At 63.2% G+C, this 18,326-nt stretch carries 12 protein-coding genes, 1 tRNA gene, 1 pseudogene and 2 riboswitches; of the genes and pseudogenes, 3 read left to right on the top strand and 11 right to left on the bottom strand.

Going from position 1 to position 18,326, the window contains the following annotated elements; translation table 11 throughout:
• Positions 1-49 precede the first annotated feature (49 nt).
• The 5 genes from BMI01S_RS06485 to BMI01S_RS06465 all read right to left on the bottom strand — a co-directional run bounded on the left by BMI01S_RS06485 (position 50) and on the right by BMI01S_RS06465 (position 7,650).
• Positions 50-1,051, bottom strand: a complete 1,002-nt coding sequence (locus tag BMI01S_RS06485; protein WP_238327965.1) for an alginate lyase family protein — start codon at positions 1,049-1,051, stop codon at positions 50-52.
• A gap of 340 nt (positions 1,052-1,391) precedes the next feature.
• Complete coding sequence (gene gcvP / locus BMI01S_RS06480) at positions 1,392-4,352, bottom strand: aminomethyl-transferring glycine dehydrogenase (RefSeq protein ID WP_028230511.1); 2,961 nt, start codon at positions 4,350-4,352, stop codon at positions 1,392-1,394.
• 67 nt (positions 4,353-4,419) lie between these two features.
• Complete coding sequence (gene gcvH, locus BMI01S_RS06475; protein ID WP_028213213.1) at positions 4,420-4,800, bottom strand: glycine cleavage system protein GcvH; 381 nt, start codon at positions 4,798-4,800, stop codon at positions 4,420-4,422.
• Between the two features lie 87 nt (positions 4,801-4,887).
• The gene (gene gcvT / locus BMI01S_RS06470) at positions 4,888-6,006 is read right to left on the bottom strand and encodes a glycine cleavage system aminomethyltransferase GcvT (RefSeq protein WP_028213212.1); all 1,119 of its coding nucleotides are present in this window, start codon (positions 6,004-6,006) and stop codon (positions 4,888-4,890) included.
• Positions 6,007-6,095: 89 nt separating this feature from the next.
• A riboswitch (glycine riboswitch) is annotated at positions 6,096-6,232 on the bottom strand.
• Between the two features lie 56 nt (positions 6,233-6,288).
• Positions 6,289-6,389, bottom strand: a riboswitch (glycine riboswitch).
• Between the two features lie 199 nt (positions 6,390-6,588).
• Positions 6,589-7,650: an oxidoreductase gene (locus BMI01S_RS06465; RefSeq protein ID WP_036019816.1), complete on the bottom strand. Its 1,062-nt coding sequence runs from the start codon at positions 7,648-7,650 to the stop codon at positions 6,589-6,591.
• Positions 7,651-7,995: 345 nt separating this feature from the next.
• On the opposite strand from BMI01S_RS06465, the gene BMI01S_RS06460 reads away from it, so the two are divergent.
• Together BMI01S_RS06460 and BMI01S_RS06455 are read left to right on the top strand one after the other, a co-directional pair.
• Positions 7,996-10,086, top strand: coding sequence for a UvrD-helicase domain-containing protein (locus BMI01S_RS06460; RefSeq protein ID WP_028213210.1), 2,091 nt, complete (start codon positions 7,996-7,998; stop codon positions 10,084-10,086).
• An 81-nt stretch (positions 10,087-10,167) separates the two neighbouring features.
• Entirely contained in the window at positions 10,168-10,743 is a 576-nt protein-coding gene (locus tag BMI01S_RS06455) for a hypothetical protein (protein ID WP_028213209.1), read from the top strand.
• A 92-nt stretch (positions 10,744-10,835) separates the two neighbouring features.
• On the opposite strand, the gene BMI01S_RS06450 is transcribed toward BMI01S_RS06455, so the two are convergent.
• Positions 10,836-11,750: a c-type cytochrome gene (locus BMI01S_RS06450; protein ID WP_028213208.1), complete on the bottom strand. Its 915-nt coding sequence runs from the start codon at positions 11,748-11,750 to the stop codon at positions 10,836-10,838.
• A gap of 307 nt (positions 11,751-12,057) precedes the next feature.
• On the opposite strand from BMI01S_RS06450, the gene BMI01S_RS06445 reads away from it, so the two are divergent.
• Positions 12,058-12,133, top strand: a tRNA-Arg gene (locus BMI01S_RS06445).
• A 117-nt stretch (positions 12,134-12,250) separates the two neighbouring features.
• Here BMI01S_RS06445 and BMI01S_RS42895 read toward each other — a convergent pair.
• From BMI01S_RS42895 to BMI01S_RS06430, 5 genes and pseudogenes are all read right to left on the bottom strand, one after another.
• A complete protein-coding gene (locus BMI01S_RS42895; RefSeq protein WP_244145321.1) occupies positions 12,251-13,135 on the bottom strand; it encodes a hypothetical protein in 885 nt (294 codons plus the stop codon).
• A gap of 12 nt (positions 13,136-13,147) precedes the next feature.
• Positions 13,148-13,654 (bottom strand): annotated as a pseudogene (locus BMI01S_RS44020) (TniQ family protein); the annotation flags it as partial.
• The gene (locus tag BMI01S_RS06440) at positions 13,651-14,736 is read right to left on the bottom strand and encodes an ATP-binding protein (protein WP_051381370.1); all 1,086 of its coding nucleotides are present in this window, start codon (positions 14,734-14,736) and stop codon (positions 13,651-13,653) included. The pseudogene BMI01S_RS44020 and the gene BMI01S_RS06440, both read right to left, overlap by 4 nt.
• Positions 14,733-17,681 (bottom strand): DDE-type integrase/transposase/recombinase, encoded by a 2,949-nt coding sequence (locus BMI01S_RS06435; RefSeq protein WP_052408426.1) that lies wholly within the window; start codon positions 17,679-17,681, stop codon positions 14,733-14,735. The genes BMI01S_RS06440 and BMI01S_RS06435 overlap by 4 nt, the downstream gene beginning before the upstream one ends.
• A gap of 53 nt (positions 17,682-17,734) precedes the next feature.
• Positions 17,735-18,326, bottom strand: a 592-nt coding sequence (locus BMI01S_RS06430; RefSeq protein WP_218002754.1) for a hypothetical protein, incomplete at its 5' end; no start/stop codon positions are given.

The following is an 18,326-nucleotide window of genomic DNA, read 5'->3' as shown; positions in this document are numbered from 1 at the left end:
TATCGCGGCATCGTTGCTTGCGTGCCGCCGCCGCCGCCCTCGGGCGCGTTTAGCGCGCCGGCAACGGCAGACAGACGGCGAGCCACGCGGGCGGCGTGGGCGCGAGTTGCAGGGCGACTCGTGCAAAGCGGCCGTCGAGCCGCGCCGCCAGGTGAAAGAGTTCCGCGGCGTTTTTCGGGTCCCACTCCCCGGTGTAGCCGGGCAGGCCCGCTTCGCGCCGCGTCGCGTCGAACGGCACGTTCGAGTGCACGAATTCCTCGTGCGTTTTCTGGCCGAGCGCGAAAGGCGTGAGCCAGTCGAGCGCGGCGGCGAGCGTGGCGCCGTTGGCCGCGCGCTCGGTCAGCCAGTTGCGGTTGTGGCGCCGTGCGGCGAGCGCGGCGGTCACGAGCGGCTGCAGATCGTAGGTCACGTAGTGCAGCGCGTCGCGTTCGGTGAAGTCGAGCGTGGAGCCGTCGGGGGCCACGTTGTCGCCGATATGCTCCACGAAGAGCCGCTGCGCCGTCGCGATCATCTTCCGGTTGTCGAGCGTGAACGCGATCATCGCTACCAGTTTGACCCGATGGCTCTGCCAGTTGTTCGCGAAATTGCCCTTGAGCGGGCGCGGCTGCGCGTCGATCTGCGCGATATAGCCGTTCGCGAAGCTGTTCAGGAATTGCATCGTCGCGTTGCGCGTTTTCACGGGCAGCGCGCTCGCGGTCATGTCGTAGGCGAGGATCAGCCCCTCGAAGCGCGTTTCGTCGATGGGATTGAAGCTGGGTTTGTAGGTGGTGACCCATGCAAAGAGAAACCGGTCCACGAGCTTCAGGAAGCGCTCGTCGCTCGTCGCGCGCCACGCGAGCGCCGCGTTGCGCATGAGGTCGAGCTCCTTCGCGGCCTCGACGCTCTGGTCGTAGATGCCCTCGTGCGGCAGCGTGCCCTCGGTATGCAGGCGCGCGGGCGGATGCGGCACGTCGTTGACATGCGCGAGTACCTCGGCCACGAGTGCCTTCACGCCCGGGTCGGCGTTGGTCCGTTCGCTCGATTGCAGCGCGGGAGCCGCGCAGAAGTTCATGGCCGCATGGGCCGTGCCGCCGAAGGTGGCGCAGGCGAGCGCCAGCGCGGCCGCGAGGCGCTGCGGGCCGCGACGCGCGAGGCCGCGCGCCTGCCGGCTCGTGGTTCGCGCGGGCTGGCAGATCGCGTTGCGCGTCGAGACCCGCAGTGCGTCCCGCAGTGATTTCCGCCGTGACTCCCGCAGTGAATCCCGCAGTGAATCCATTCCCACCTTCCGCGCCATGCGCGACTCCCTGATTCAAGGCTGACAGGTGTGTGATGTTAGCGGTTTGCGGCGGCAAATGTGAGGGGGAAGACCGCCGCTGCGTGAGCCGGAAGATCACGCAGCGGCCTCGCGTGGCTTATTCGCCGGCGGCCTGGTTGTCCTGATCCGCGTATTCGGCCATTGGCACGCACGAGCAGAACAGGTTGCGGTCGCCATAAGCGTTGTCGGCGCGGCCGACCGGCGGCCAGTACTTGCGCGCGACGAGCGACGCGACCGGGTAGGCGGCCTGCTCGCGCGAGTAGGCGTGCTTCCAGTCGTCGGCGACCACGACGGCGGCCGTGTGCGGCGCGTGGCGCAGCGGGTTGTCCTCCTTGTCCGCGCGGCCTTCTTCCACGGCGCGAATTTCCTCACGGATTGCAACCATCGCGTCGACGAAGCGGTCCAGCTCCTCCTTCGACTCCGACTCGGTCGGCTCGACCATCAGCGTGCCCGGCACCGGGAAGCTCATGGTGGGCGCGTGGAAACCGTAGTCCATCAGGCGCTTGGCGACGTCGTCCACGGTGATGCCGCTTGCATCCTTGATGGGGCGCAGATCGAGAATGCATTCGTGCGCCACGAGCCCGCCCGGGCCGCTGTAGAGCACCGGATAATGCGGCGCGAGCTTCTTCGCCACGTAGTTCGCATTGAGGATCGCGTTTTCGGTCGCGGCGGTGAGGTTGGCCGCGCCCATCATCGCGATGTACATCCACGAGATCGGCAGGATCGAGGCCGAGCCGTAAGGCGCCGCGCTCACCGCGCCGATGCCGTGATCGTCGCGCTTGTAGCCCGACGAAAGCTGGTTCGGCAGGAACTGCGCGAGGTGCGCGCCCACGGCAACGGGACCGACGCCCGGGCCGCCGCCGCCGTGCGGAATGCAGAAGGTCTTGTGCAGGTTCAGGTGCGAGACGTCGCCGCCGAACTGGCCCGGGGCCGCGAGGCCGACCATCGCGTTCATGTTCGCGCCGTCGACATAAACCTGGCCGCCGTGCGCGTGCACGATCTCGCAGACTTCGCGGACGTTCTCTTCGAACACGCCGTGCGTGGACGGGTACGTGATCATGATCGCCGCGAGCTTCGCCGCGTGTTGTTCGGCCTTGGCCTTGAGGTCGGCGAGGTCGATGTTGCCTTGTGCGTCGCACGCCACGACCACGACCTGCATGCCGGCCATTTGCGCCGATGCGGGGTTCGTGCCGTGCGCCGAAGCGGGGATCAGGCAGACGTTGCGATCGCCTTCGCCGCGCGAGGCATGGTACGCATGGATGATGAGCAGGCCTGCGTACTCGCCCTGGGAGCCCGCGTTGGGCTGCAGCGAGACGGCGGCGTAACCGGTCGCGGCCACGAGCATCTGTTCGAGCTGGTCGACCATCTCACGGTAGCCGACGGTCTGCTCGGCGGGCGCGAACGGGTGGATGCGGCCGAACTCGGGCCACGTGACCGGCAGCATTTCCGAGGTCGCGTTCAGCTTCATCGTGCACGAGCCGAGCGGGATCATCGAGCGGTCGAGCGCGAGATCCTTGTCGGAGAGGCTGCGCAGGTAGCGCAGCATTTCCGTTTCCGAATGATGACGGTTGAAGACCGGATGCGTGAGGTATGCGCTTTCGCGCACGAGCGCGGCCGGGAACGTTGCCGTGGCGCTCGCGGCGAGTTCGGCGTCGAGCTTGTCGATCGAGGGCGCTTCCTCCGCGAACGCGCCTTGCGCGAACACGGCGAGCAGATCGGCGAGATCGGCGCGCGTGGTGGTTTCGTCGACGGACACGCCCACGCGCGTCTCGCTCACGTGGCGCAGGTTCATGCCGCGCGCGAGGGCGGCGTCGTGCAGCGCCTGGGTGCGCGGGCCGGCTTCGAACGTGAGCGTGTCGAAGAACGACTCGTTGACGAGCGTGTAGCCCAGCTGCTTCGCACCGGCGGCGAGGATCGCGGCGACGCGGTTCACGCGCTGCGCGATGCGCTTGAGGCCTTGCGGGCCGTGATAGACGGCGTACATGCTCGCCATGATCGCGAGCAGCGCCTGCGCCGTGCAGACGTTCGAGGTGGCCTTCTCGCGGCGGATGTGCTGTTCGCGCGTTTGCAGCGCGAGGCGCAGCGCCGGGTTGCCTTGCGCATCGACGGTCACGCCGACGAGGCGCCCCGGCATCTGGCGCTTGAATTCGTCCTTCACCGCGAGATACGCGGCGTGTGGGCCGCCGAAGCCCATCGGCACGCCGAAACGCTGCGAATTGCCCACGGCCACATCTGCGCCCCATTCGCCCGGGGGCGTGAGCACGGTGAGGGCGAGCAGGTCGGCGGCGGCGATCACCGAGCCGCCGGCTGCATGCACGGCTTGCGCGAGCGCGCGGTAGTCGCGCACGTCGCCGTTCACGCCCGGATATTGCAGCAGCACGCCAAAGGCGCCTGCACTGGGGGCCTCAGCGGCGGGACCGACCTTCACCTCGATGCCGATCGGCTTCGCGCGCGTCTTGACGACCTCGATCGTCTGCGCCAGCACGTCGTCGGCGACGAAGAACACGTTCGACTTCGACTTGCCCACGCGCTGCACGAGCGTCATGGCTTCGGCGGCGGCGGTGGCTTCGTCGAGCAGCGAGGCGTTCGAGATCGCGAGGCCCGTGAGGTCGGTGATCATCTGCTGGAAGTTCAGGAGGGCTTCGAGGCGGCCCTGCGAGATTTCCGGCTGGTACGGCGTGTACGCGGTGTACCACGCCGGGTTTTCGAGCACGTTGCGCAGGATGACGGCCGGCGTGTGCGTGTCGTAGTAGCCCTGCCCGATGTACGAGCGGAACACCTGGTTCTTGTCCGCGAGCGCGCGCAGGGCGGCGAGCGCCTCGGCTTCCGAGCGCGGCTGCGAGAACGGCCCGAGCGGGAGCGTCTGGTTGCGGCGGATCTTCGCCGGAATCACCGCATCGATCAGCGCGGCGCGCGAGGCGAAGCCGAGCGCGTCTAGCATCGCCTGCTGGTCGGCCGTGTCAGGGCCGATGTGGCGGGCGGCGAAAGCGTCGTGCGCTTCGAGCGCAGCAAGCGAGAGCGGGGAGTTCATCAGACGATCCGGGTGTTCGAGCTTCATGGGGGTTCCTGCGGGCGCGGGCGGTGCGCGTGGCGAGCGCGCCGCCGCGCCGTTGCGGTTACGGGAGTTAAGCGCCGATGGCCTTTTCGTAGGCTGCGGCGTCGATCAGCGCATCGAGCTTGGCGTCGGCGGCGGGCTTGATCTTGAAGAGCCACGATTCGTACGGCGCACCGTTGACCTGGTCGGGCGTATCGACGAGCGACGTATTCGACTCGATGATCTCGCCTGCGACCGGCGCGTAGATGTCCGAGGCGGCCTTGACCGACTCGATCACGGCGACGGCGTCGCCGGCGGCGACCGCGCGGCCCGCGTCAGGCAGCTCGAGGAAGACGATGTCGCCCAGCGCTTCCTGCGCATGGTCGGTAATGCCGACGGTCAGCGTGCCGTCGGCTTCGGTGCGGATCCACTCGTGCGATTCGGTGTATTTCAGATCGGCCGGGATGCTCATGGGTTGCTCCAGTGCGTGGTTCGGCGAATTTTGGTTCGCTTGTTGCTTGAAAAAGGGGAGGGCGTGCGCGGCTTAAATCCTTGCGGATCAGGCGACGAGCACCTTGCCGTTGCGCACGAACGGCAGTTTTACCACGCTTGCGGGAAGGGCCTTGTCACGGATCTGCACCTGCACGACGTCGCCCGGCTGCACGCCCTTCGGCACGCGCGCGAAGGCGATGGATTCCTGCATGGTCGGCGAGAACGTGCCGCTCGTGATCTCGCCCTCGCCGTGCGGCGTGAGCACCTTCTGGTGCGCGCGCAGCACGCCGCCCGCCTTGCCGTTTTCCTTCTGCAGGATCAGGCCGACGAAGGCCATGCGCGAGCCGTTCGCCTCCAGCGCCGGGCGGCCGACGAAGTCGCGCGGCTCTTTCATGTCGACGGTCCACGCGAGGCCCGCGTCGAGCGGCGAGACGGCGTCGTCCATGTCCTGGCCGTAGAGGTTCATGCCCGCTTCGAGGCGCAGCGTGTCGCGCGCGCCGAGGCCGCAGGGCTTCACGCCCTGGCGCTGGAGGGCGTCCCAGAACTCGCACACGGCGGTGGCGGGCAGCACGACTTCGAAGCCGTCTTCGCCGGTGTAACCGGTGCGCGCGATCATTAGCTGGCCGAACGGCGTCGCCTCGATCTTCGCGGCGTTGAAGGGTTTGAGAACTTCCGTGGCGCTGCGCGAGGAGGGTGCGACCTGCCAGACCTTTTCGCGCGCGTTCGGGCCCTGCACGGCGACGATCGCGAGATCGCGGCGCGGCGTGATGGCGAGGCCGAAGCCGCCTTCGGCGTTGAGCTTCTCGAACCAGGCGATGTCCTTTTCGGCCGTGCCCGCGTTCACGACGGTGCGGAACTGGTCGTCGGCGAAGTAGTAGACGATCAGGTCGTCGATCACGCCGCCTTCGGGGTTCAGCATGCAGGAGTAGAGCGCCTTGCCCGGCGTGGTGAGTTTGGCGACGTTGTTGGCGAGCACGCGCGAGAAGAATTCGCGTGCCTTCGGGCCCGAAAAGTCGACGACGCACATGTGCGAGACGTCGAACATGCCCGCGTCGGTGCGCACGGCGCGATGCTCGTCGATCTGCGAGCCGTAGTTGACGGGCATGTCCCAGCCGCCGAAATCGACCATGCGGGCGTTGAGCGCGCGGTGAGTGTCGTTCAGCGGGGTGCGTTTGAGTTCGGTCATGGGGCCTCGGGCAGTCGCGAAAAATCGCGCGAAAACGAAAAAGGCCATGCAGGAAGCGCCGCAGGCACGATGCCCGTGGTCGATTCTTGCATGGCCCCTCTGTCCTCGGTACCTGAGAGATTGCGCCCTTTATTGCGGCGCGCGCCCCTTCGGTGGGCAGCCTGAACGCGGGGCGGTTAGTTTTGCGCCACCGCCCGTTCTACTGCCGCTCTCCAGAGTTGCGGACCTTCTGCTGCTTCGTTGGCTTCGCGCAGAAAGCGCAGAAGCGGCGAAGCAGCGGTCCGGCGCGCACGGTCCTTTTGCCTGAGAGTTTGTGGGTTGCCCCTTCGGCGGCGCCGGTTGCACTAGTGAAGGCAAACGGCGCGCTCTCCCGGCGCGCGCAGCGATTGTGCGCGACGCGTCGGGGCTGTGTCAATGCGGAAAAATTCGGCGCGCGGCGCGGCGAAACCGCTGGAAGCTTTGCGGGCATTGGCTCGCGCAGATCGGCGGTGCGACCCGCGCGGCGGCGGCGAAAAACGGGGGCGGTCCGGCTGGGGCGAACCGAACGCGAGCGAGGCGGCGTCTCGACCCGCGCGGCGGCGCTCAGGACTCGCGCACGAACGCTAGCGTGCGGCCTTCTTGCGCGCTTTGCATTGCAAGCTCGATGAGCGCCATGACGTCGATGGCGTCCTGAGGGCTCACCGGGAACGCCTTGCCCTCGCGAATCGCAGCGGCGAGCGCGCGGTACAGATCCGCGTAGTTGCCGGCCGCGTTGGGCACCTCGAGATCGGCTTCCTGGCCGTCGTCGCGCAGCACGTGCAGCCGGCCCGCCTCGTTGCCCGCGCCGAACCCCGGCTGCCCCGGGCGCAGCCCGTCCTTGAGCTGATCCTCCTGGGTGTCGAGGCCGTTCTTCAGATAGCTGCCGCGTGTGCCGTGAATCGCGAAGCGCGGCGCGTACGCGGCGAGCGCGCTGGCGTGCAGCACGGCGTCGTGGTGGGGGTAGCGCAGCACGAGGTGCGCGTAATCCGGCGCGCTCGCGTTGTCCCGGCGCGTGTGGACGAAGGCGGTGATCGATTCGGGCGCGCCGAAGAGCGCGAGCGTCTGGTCGACCAGATGCGGCCCGAGGTCGTAGAGCAGGCCGCCGCCGCGCGTGGCGTCTTCGCGCCAGCGCTGTTTCACTTGCGGGCGGAAGCGGTCGAAGTGCGATTCGTAGTGCGTGACGCGCCCGAGCTTGCCGCTCGCGATCAACTCGCGCACGGTGAGGAAATCGCCGTCCCAGCGGCGGTTGTGGAACGGCGCGAACACGAGGCCGCGCTGCTTCGCGATGGCCGCCAGCGTGCGCGCTTCTTCGGCCGTGAGCGTGACCGGCTTGTCGACGAGCACATGTTTGCCGCGCTCGAGCGTGCGGCGTGCGAGGTCGTAGTGCGTGTCGTTGGGCGTGGCGATCACGACGCACTCGATCGCGTCGATCGAGAGCAGGGCGTCGAGGTCGGGGACGATCGCGGCGCCGGGGTAGTCGGCCTGGGCGCGCTCGCCCTGGCTCGTCGCGATGGCGGCAAGCTGCGCCGCGCCGCTATGGGCGATCACGGGGGCGTGGAAGGTCTGGCCGGCGAAGCCGTAGCCCATCAGGCCGATTTGCAGCGGTGCAGTCTGCGTTGCAGTCATTTGGCGCTTCCTCTTTTTCAGCGACGGAACCGGAGGGCCCCGCTGAATGAGCGGCGCGGCGCGAGCCACGGCCGTGGGTGACGGAAGGGCGTTATTGTGGCACGGCGCGCCCGCGGGAGCGGGGTGAGGCGAGGGACGGATGAGCCACGAGGCGCGTGAAGATCGGGGGCGACATCGGCGCAGCGCCGCGCCGTGTTAACATCGCACCTCCCGCGCGAGGGCGAGATGTCCGCATGCCTCGCGCCGTGCGGATTGCCGGGCGTCGGCGTTCTCAGCCGACGCCGCAGCGCCACGAAAATACGCACGCGTCCCAGCCGTACCACCCGTTTTTCCAATCCAGCAACGATGTCCGCAGGCCTGAATCCCGCCCAAAGCGAAGCGGTGCGCTATCTCGACGGTCCCTGTCTCGTGCTCGCCGGCGCGGGCAGCGGCAAGACGCGCGTCATCACGCAAAAAATCGCGCACCTCATCGAAGCGAAAGGCTTCGAGCCGCGCCATATCGCGGCCGTCACGTTCACCAACAAGGCCGCCGCCGAAATGCGCGAGCGCGTGGGCAAGCTGCTCGAAGGCAAGACGCTCACGACGCCCGGCAAGGAAGGCCGCAAGGTGCCGACCAACCAGCTGACGGTCTGCACGTTCCACTCGCTGGGCGTGCAGATCCTGCGCCAGGAAGCCGAGCACCTGGGGCTCAAGCCCCAGTTCTCGATCATGGACTCGGACGACTGCTTCGCCATGATCCAGGAGCAGGTGGGTTCGACCGACAAGGGTTTCATCCGCAAGATCCAGTCGATCATTTCGCTCTGGAAGAACGGCCTCGTGATGCCGGAGCAGGCGCTCGCGAGCGCGTCGAACGAGGACGAGCACCAGGCCGCCATCGTCTATCGCAACTACGTAGCGACGCTGCACGCCTACCAGGCCGTCGATTTCGACGACCTGATCCGCCTGCCGACCGAGCTGTTCGCGAAAAACGAGCCGGTGCGCGAGCGCTGGCAGAACAAGCTGCGCTATCTGCTGATCGACGAGTACCAGGACACCAATACCTGCCAGTACGAACTGCTCAAGCTGCTGGCGGGCCCACGCGCCGCGTTCACGGCCGTGGGCGACGACGACCAGGCGATCTACGGCTGGCGCGGGGCCACGATCGAGAATCTCGCGCAGCTCGGCAAGGACTACCCGAAGCTGCACGTCATCAAGCTCGAGCAGAACTACCGCTCGACCGTGCGGATTCTCACGGCGGCGAACAACGTCATTGCGAACAACCCGAAGCTGTTCGAAAAGAAGCTGTGGTCCGAGCACGGCATGGGCGACACGATCACGGTCACGCCCTGCAACGACGAAGAGCACGAAGCCGAATCGGTCGTGTTTCGCCTCTCGGCGCACAAGTTCGAGCGTCGCGCGCAGTTTCGCGACTACGCGATCCTTTATCGCGGCAACTTCCAGGCGCGCATATTCGAGCAGGTGCTGCGCCGCGAGCGCATTCCCTATGTGCTCTCGGGCGGCCAGTCGTTCTTCGACAAGGCCGAGATCAAGGACATCTGCGCGTATCTGCGCCTGATCGCCAACCACGACGACGACCCCGCGTTCATCCGTGCGATCACCACGCCGCGGCGCGGCGTGGGCAACACCACGCTCGAAGCGCTGGGCTCGTTCGCGGGGCAGGCGAAGGTGTCGCTGTTCGAGGCCGTGTACATGGGCGGCATCGAGGCGCGGCTTTCGGCGCGCCAGGTGGAGCCGATGCGCGTGTTCTGCGACTTCATGCAGCGCCTCGCCGAGCGCGCGCTGAAGGAGCCGGCGACCGTCGTGCTCGACGATCTGATGGACGCGATCCATTACGAGGCATATCTCTACGACGCCTTCGACGAGCGCCAGGCGCAGTCGAAGTGGCAGAACGTGCTCGAATTCCTGGAGTGGCTCAAGCGCAAGGGCACGAAGCCTGAGCAGGAGCCCGGCGAGGACAGCGAAGCGACCGGCTATGACAACGCCGACGGCCTCGCGGACACCGGCAAGAACCTCATGGGCCTTATCCAGACCGTAGCGCTGATGTCGATGCTCGAAGGCAAGGAAGACGACCCGGACGCGGTTCGTCTTTCGACCGTGCATGCCTCGAAGGGGCTGGAGTATCCGCACGTGTTCCTGGTGGGCGTCGAGGAGGGGATCATGCCGCACCGCGGCGGCTCGGAGGACGACGTCATCGACGACGCACGCATCGAGGAAGAGCGCCGCCTCATGTACGTGGCGATCACGCGCGCGCAGCGCAGCCTGCACCTGAACTGGTGCAAGAAGCGCAAGCGGGCGCGCGAGACGGTGGTGTGCGAAGCGTCGCGCTTCATCCCGGAGATGGGGCTGGACGACGCGCCGCCTCCAACGGCCGAGGAAGCGCCGATGACGCCGAAGGACCGGCTGGCGAGTCTCAAGGCGTTGTTGCAGAAGGGTTGATGCCCCCGTGCCCGGGAGGTGTTTGTAATTTTGAGATCGGCCGGGCGGTAAATTGGACGACCTCATCTTTCTGCGCCACCCATGAACGAAACAACGCTCTATCGCCGCGCGCTTGAAGTCTATATCGACGCCAAGGACAACACGAAGCCGGTACGCATCCAAGAAGCGTTCGCGCCGGATGCCGTGCTGACGTTCTCTCTAGCGACGCCGAACATCGCGTTTCCTGCGCGTAGCGATGGCGCCGAGGCGATCGCGAGGACGCTGGTCAGCGATTTTGGCGCGCGCTATTCGCGCTGCCGCACGTACTACCTCTGCGAAGCCGACGCGCTCGTCGTGCAACATGGCGTGATCGAGACACTGCCGTGGCTGGTCGTGATGCGCGAGGCCGCGGCGGGCGCCCTACGGATCGGCCACGGCACGTATCGCTGGACGTTCGATGAGAACGATCTCGCGCCGCGCGTTTCGCAGTTCCACATCCACATTGCCCGGATGGATGTCATCGACGATCCGGACGGAGAGCGGCTCGCGCGGCTGCAAGAAGGCTTGAGCTATCCGTGGCTCGCCCCGGACGATCTGGCCGCGCGTTACGGTGCGCTCGCCGGGGAAGATTCAGGTTCGTTCGCCTTTGTCCGCGAATTTGCGCGTCCCGTGGGCTGACGCGCGACACTGTCTTGCCCTCGACGGATGAAAAAATCCCCGCGCGTATCGCTACGGGCGGGGATCTTACGCGTGCTGGCGCGTGCGACGACTTACTTCGCTGCGCTCACCATGTAATCGACGGCGGCCTTCACGTCGGCGTCGGATGCGTTGGAACCGCCCTTGGGCGGCATCGTGCCCTTGCCGTGCAGCGCGTAGTTGTAGATCGTGTCCATCGGATCCTTGAGGCGCGGCGCCCAGTCGGCCTTGTTGCCGAACTTCGGCGCATTGAGCACGCCCGCCGCGTGACACGCCTGGCAGACCTGCTGATAGAGCGCCTTGCCGGCCTGCGAAGCGTCCGCGCTCTGCTCGCCGCCGCCTGCCGCAGGTGCGGACGAGGCTTGCGGAATGGCAGCGATCGCCGCCGCGGCAGATTGGGCCTGGGCGGCGTTTGCGTCGGCGCCCGAGGCCGGGGCAGCGGCGGCCGTGCCCGAAGCTGCGTTCGCTGCATTGGCCGCGCCAGGTGCGGGCTTGGGCGGATCCTGGAAGTTTGCGCCGCCGTGGTTCGCCATATAGGCGACGGCGAGGCCGATTTCGTAATCGCTGTAGTCGTCGGGGCTCGTGCCGCCGCGCGGGGGCATTGCGCCCTTGCCGGAGAGCGCCGTTTTCCAGAGCGTGTCGTAGCCTTGTGCGATGCGGGGGGCCCAATCGCCCGAGTTGCCGAACTTCGGCGCGCCGGCTGTGCCCGAGGCGTGACACGCCGAGCAGACGGCCTGGTACACCTGCTCGCCCGTCTTGAAGACGCGCGGCGCATTCGCGTCGCGCACGTTCACCTGGGCGACCGGCGCGATGCGCGCGGCGACCTGCTGGGTGGAAAGTTCTTCGGTGCCCGCGCCGGTGCGCGTCGTATTGTCGACGTAATAGGCGAGCAAAATGATGATGACGATGGGGACGGCAAACCCGGCGATGACAGCGGCGATCAACTGGCCGGGCGTTTTGATCGGGGCTCCGTGAGGTGCTTCGCTCATGCTTGTCTCGACTCCCGTTGGTTTTTTGGTGAGCGGTACAGCAGGACGGCAATGGCCATGCGGCGGATCAAACACGGACGATTATAGACGGAAGGTTTTGCGGCTGGTGGGCGCCCGCGGGCGGAGTTCAGCGGGCGTTTACCCGGAGCGCGAGGGCCTGATGGCGTGTCTTGTCATGCTTCGTGCCGATATGGCGCCGGATAAGCCGCGCGGTGGACGGTTTGACCGAAACCGGTTATTCTCTCGGTCTCTCTCCGGCACTGCCTTCCTCGTGTTCTTCGATCGATGGCCGTGCCTGCAAGTCAAGGCGCCCGTAGCTCAATGGATAGAGTACTGCCCTCCGAAGGCAGGGGTTGCTGGTTCGATCCCAGCCGGGCGCGCCAAGTCTGATAAGGCTTTCAGCGAATTTCTTCTTCTGTGTGGCTTTACTCTACAGATGTCGTTAACGACAGCAGTAGGTAATAGCACCTGTTACAGATTGTCCGGTTCCGGAGTGATTCCTACTTTTTGTCTACACGTGGACGCAAAATCGGCGTATCGCCATGCAGCGCGATTGGCGTGCCTGTAGCCAAGTGTGCTTCCCGCTTGGCTAGCTGTACTTTTCGGTGCTTGAGCCGACCATGCACTTCGACGTCGACTCGCGCTAGGACCAGACGTCGTGTTGGGTAGATTCCGTCATCGACAAGGGCTTGGTGCTCAACCAGATATGCTCGAGCGAACGCTTCAGTTGTCTCGCGTCGAGATGCGCGCCGAGTTTCCTCTCCTCGCTTGACAAGCAGGGCATTTTCTTCGCGGAAATGCTTCCTCAAGAATTTCCGCGAAATATTGAGTGCATTTGATGCTGCGCTCGCATCGCTAACCTCTTTGGTTTCAATTAGCTTTCGAAGTCGTTTCCTAATCTCGGTTAACGGCGTTTCTGCGCCCCGACGTACTTGACTGACAATTCGGGAGCGCTGGCCTTCGGGTAGAGGGTGAAAATGCTTTGCAACTTGCTCACCGAGCAGTATGTCGGCAATTTCGCAGCAACAGCATCGGGCTACCGAGACTAAGCGAGGCAGGCTCATCCGCACTCGTCCATGCGTCCAGCCGTGAAGTTGACTCTTGTCCACGCCCAGTTGCATAGCAAGATGTGCAGACTTGCCCTCGAAGAAGGTGTCGATGACATGCTCCAGAAACGCTCGCTGTGACGACAGCGAATACGTCATCGTTAGGAACGATGCTGAGTCGTCGATAAGATTTGCAACAAGCCGCGCGTCGTCGGTTTCATCTTTCGAGGCGATGATTCTCGTTGGTCTCGACTCGAGAAATCTTTGTACTGTAACTTCGCGATTGTCAGTTACTTGCTCTGGCCGATTCACGCCGACGGGTTGCTTTGGCAGCCGCATCAGTTGAAGCCCGTGAACCGGACACGCATTGACCGCGCCTACGCGCCACAATAGTCGGTCATACATTGTGCGACCGGACGAGATATCGTCATCGTAACAAGCTGGGCAGCACCTCCTGCTTAGAGCCTGCAGCTTGAACGGCGATACGAAGTTTTTAAATGGGAGCAGGGTGCATAACTCAAGGTCCTCACGTTGTGTGAGGTGGTTAAGAGTCTGGGCCCAGCGTGCCGCTTGGGCAGTAACTCCGCAGACGCCGGCTGCAAAATTGGTACAACCAATCTCGGACGTCAGTTGGTCTGGATGGACCTTGAAAAGCTCGAACGCGGCAGGTCCGATAATGCGCCTCGTCAGCGAGCCTCGACTGACTCGGTGCTCGGCTGCTAACCGAGAGAGAAAATTGCAGAGGTCTTCCCGGTCTGCTCCACAGGAGCCGTATGGGATGATGTTGAATAGGACGGACCTGGGAGGGGAGTCTTCCGGCCATCCACCGGGTCGAGTAAGCGACGGCACGCGGCTCATCTTTGATTCCCTTCGTGAGACGACCGCGAGCCACCTTTTGTTTGTCCCGCGGTGAGCCTTGCCAGCATTTCAGCTTCGCTCGGGTAAGCTTTTTCGCCTGGCGATTTCAAATACCGTTCGACGGCCTTTTCCCCTGCCATTGTCTCCAATGCAATCTTCTCGTGCGCGGCAGGGGCAGGAAAAGCACTCCACATATAGTCGTCGTGCCATCGATTTGCTCCCTCGTACGCACATGTGCGGACGGCCTTAGCTATGGTCTGCGATGCGTAGCCGGACAGTCCTACATGAGCACGAAAGAGTGGTTCAATGTATTTACTGAGGGGAATTTCGAAAGGAAGCGGGATGAAATTTTGAAACTCCTTCAGGAACGTTGCGAATGCCGCGAAATCCTTCTTCGTAGAACGATAGCGCGCGTAGTGCACCACATCGACCCGACGCGTCAACTGACCACTTGCCTCCATGAGTCGCTCAGAGCCGTAGGCTCCGACGAGGATAAGGTTTAGTCCCGCGCGGTTCGCCAGAGATTTCAGCAGGTTGCCGTACTGAAGAGGCGGTGTTCGGCTATCAGTCAGGTGGACAACCTCATCGAGGATGATGTATCGAACTTTCCGGTTGCGGAGTGCGTCGTCGAGCAGCATCCGGCTGTTCTTGATTGCGGTGTTTGTGCTTTGGGCTGAACTCCCCTTATTGAGTAGAGGCTCAGGTACTATCGTAAGGAGGTCTTGCAGCAAGTTCTTGTAGAACAGCTGCCAATTAATCAGCTTGCCGTCGGCAGCATCAATTTCGTTGTAGACGACAGGTATCGAGCCGGGGTCTTCTTTTATCTCAACCTCGTAGATTTTCAGTAGCTCCTCCATCAAGAGGTTCGCGAAGGTTGACTTTCCCACACCAGCAGGTCCGGTCACAATCGTTATCGAGAGCTCGCTGTGCGGGGTCGTATTCTGGCGAACTTGCTTTCGTACGGCTTCGAGATTTGGATGAGTGAATCGTAGCGAACGCAAATACTCGAACTTGTCGTCGGGGCTCCCACGCACTGCTCGTGCGTGCAGACGCGCTTCCTCCAAACTAAGACGCTTGTTCATACCCTTCCTCCGGTTTGGATACGTCCTCTCGTAGGCAACTTGTCGTAGTCAATGCTGAAAATATCCTGCGATGCATTGACGGCATCCCGCCGTGGGGCGGGCACGGGATTGCGGAAAACGGGCGCCGGCGTGTCTTCAGCCACTTCGGCCATGGCGAGCGCGACGGGCATCGAGATAATTTGGTCGGTGGTGAGCTGGGACTGGTCTTCAATTAGCCGTGCATCTCCATAAACCTGCCGTGTGGCCTCGGTCAATGCAGCGGCGTCGGGCACGCAATTGTCTTGGAGGACAGACTGGAGCACGTGCTCCATTCCCTCATCGTCCACACCTCGACTACGAAGACGCACTTCGTAGATGACATATCGCCATTCGACCGTCGTCAGCCTTCGGTATCTCATGAGCAATTGAGAGGTACAGCGAATCCAGTCGCCCTTGACCTTCGCGTAGGCGATGCTGACGTCCCACATGTCGACAAGCACGCCGAGCTTTTGGCCGTTGCGAAGCGAACTGTCCGCAAACTCTCGGCACGTGTACCAGATGTGCCCAATCTTGATTCCCCGTTGCTTGTCGAGTACTCGTGTGGAACCATGCGTCGAGGGAGCGATACACGTTCGGATGTAAAACTGCCCATCAAATGGGACGCGGCGAGCGAGGCGGCGTCCCGTTTGCCCGAGCCGGCGATTCATGTATTCGATGGGGGTGTGGTCATGAGCTGGATGCACACGCTGGTTGTAATCCTGGAAGAAGTAGTGGTCGAGCAGGCCATGAAGTTCCGGAAACGTCATGAGCTTGCCGTTTAACGGATTGACCGACTTGGTCACCGTTCGCACGTTCTGGAGAGCTTTTGTATTACCTACGAGGTTGTGGATAAGCTCGGTGTTTGTAGTCCCGAAGAGCCGCTCCATAACATTCCCAAACCGTGCTTCGTGCGCTGGGCGGAACTGCAGGGTAACGTCAAGCCAATCGCACAGCGCGTCGAAGGCGGACGAGTGAAATTCCTTGCCGTTATCGACGACGATATAGAAAGGGACTCGTTTGTGTACCTTCACTATCGCCCTAAGGACCATCATGCAACTTACCGTGCTCGGTGCATGTAGGGAAAGGTAGAACCCTAATACGGCGCGTGTCTCCGCGTCGATTGCAAGGGTTAGCCACGGTCGACGCCGGAATATCCGGCCACCGCGACCTCGGATAGTGACGAACACGTCCAGCTTGGTGTGGTCAATGTGCACGCGATGGAAAGGTCGGCCACCGTGTACCTTATCGGTCAAGTGCAGATACCAAACCAGTGGAGCTTCGGCGTAGACGACTCTGCTGCCACGGCGCGCCTTCTTGTCGACAAATTCTTTCGCATGCAGCGTGAACGTCTTCCGCGAAGCGGGATGAACGTCTTGCTCACCACTCAGTCGGACATATCGCTTGTAGTTGGCACTACCGCCCGCATTGGTCGGGTTGTTCCCTTCTTCAATAACCTTCCGAATGAGCGCGAGCTGCTTTTCTGAAATCTGAACGCGCCCACCACTTCGCCGCTTCGGTGTTGCTGCCCAACGTTGTGCGGCAATGGAGTCGCCAGCCTCCCTCACGCTCTTCACTATGCGTTGACGTTGTCGTTTGCTCAGATTGGTACGGACAGTCTTGCCTTCCTCAATTGCCTTTACCATCAGAAGGCGATTCTTTCCTTCGATAATCTGTATGTCCGTGAGCCCCTCGATATGACCGAGCACATCGTCGATGGAACGCGTCGTTGAAAGCAGAGTAATGTCGCGCCGATACAGCGCTTGCTCGAACAGGTGGACCGGCATCAGAGTGCCAGCGCGCGATTGCTTGTCAAAAAAGTGAACCGTTTCGCCGTTGACCATCGAGACCTCGAAAGTCTCCGTGCGGTCTCGAAACGTAAACTCCGTGCCGATGTCGACATTGAGCAGAATTTCGTCACTCGTCGCCCTTGGCGCAGCACGGCTAAAGACGACTGCGTCCAACTGGGCACGCGACGAACAGACGATGACGTCTTCGGTCTCAGATAGGTCGTCGAAATCAAGGTCGACGAAGAGCCGCTGTTCGGCTATGGCTTTGTAGACGTCATCGACAACGAATGCTCCCGGCGGCGTGTCGACGATGATGTCTTGGTTCCATGGTGTGCGGTCCGGGTACGCCTGAGTCAGGAGAAGGCCAAGCGTCATCGGGCAGTTCTTGCCTGTAATCGTCTCTATCGCACGCCACGCTGAATCGGTCAGGGGCGCTGCCCTGTCGCAGAGGAAATCACTCAGGAACTCGACGTTCGAAACGAACGTCGGATTGTTTTCATCGCTAGACCGCATGCAGTAGGTAATGCCGAGGCTGCCGAAGTGAGCTTCACGCTCGGGACATCGCCACGTGCCGTCTTTCTCCTGGAAAAAGCGACCTGGATATTTTGTTTGTAGAAGCTCAAGGTCGCGCGGAGTCTTCCATTCGTCTATAAATATCCCGTACGCGGTGAGACGGAGGATGTCGGGGGTGTATTTTTGCGGCGCCGAGTAGATAGTGATGGTGCCGTCGGCCAGCTTGCGCTCTGTCGGCACGCTCAAGCGGACCTCGGGCGGTTGGCAGTAAATCTCGTGCGTCACGCCGTCAAAATCGTAGCGGAGCACTGCGCCGAACTCTGGACGCCGGCTTTCGGTCGCGAGTCTTCGGTTCATCTTCCGCGAGGTGTAGCGTGTGATGACGTTGCCGATTTTGGATTGCACTTTGCGCGAGGGCGAGTTCTCACGCGCATCGTTTACATAGGTTTGCCCGCCAGACGGCGTGCCCCATTTGACGAAGCTTTGAATCAGTTCATCGTCACTGAGCGGGCCAATTGGCGCTCCGAGTGGAGCCTCCTCTGCCCAGTGCCTTTCGAGGCGTTGCCATCTCGTGAGTGCCGGAACCTGAGTTGGAAGACGTACAGCGGGAAAATGCTGATTCTCCATTTGCACCTCCTCGAATCACCGAATCTGATTCACTGTGCCGAGTGAACACGAATTCAACGCGCCCGAAGGATAGGTCTGCCGTTGTGCTCAGTGGACGGCGCATCTAGACGCGGCTCGCGTTGCCTGCGCAGGAGCACCGGCAACTCGCCGACGGTATAACGGTAGCGAACAAGCGCTTTCAGTTCCGTCGCACGTTGGTCGTCCCATGGCCGGAGAAGCTGCCAGAGTGAAGCGTGTAGCCACGTATCCAGGATGCCCTGCAACTGCTCGTGGGACAGCGCCCTGACATGAGCAACTACGCGTTCAATGCTCTCCGTCGAGCTCGCGAGCAGGTAGTGGCCATTGGGACGAAAGAGGGGCGCCCACAGCTTGAGTTCGTCTCCCGGCTCTCGGAGATAGAGTCCGCTGGCAATCGAAGGCGTCGTAGCGACAATGGCTTCGAATACCGTATCCGTCTCGACGTGTCGAACGAGCAGAGGCTCACTCCCGTCGAAGTCGTCATAGGGCCCTATTGCTCGGGCATCTTCAGGCGCCGGCGCATCCAGCTGAGCGGCTATGACGCTCTTCGTGCAAAGCCGCCGAATGCTCATCGGAATCTCGATTTGCCGGCGTTGGCGCTTGACGACTTGCACATTTGGTGGGCGG

Source organism: Paraburkholderia mimosarum LMG 23256 = NBRC 106338 (assembly GCF_000739815.1).
Lineage (GTDB): Bacteria > Pseudomonadota > Gammaproteobacteria > Burkholderiales > Burkholderiaceae > Paraburkholderia > Paraburkholderia mimosarum.
Note: the sequence above shows the minus strand (reverse complement) of the source record. Positions and strands in the feature narration are given on the sequence as shown.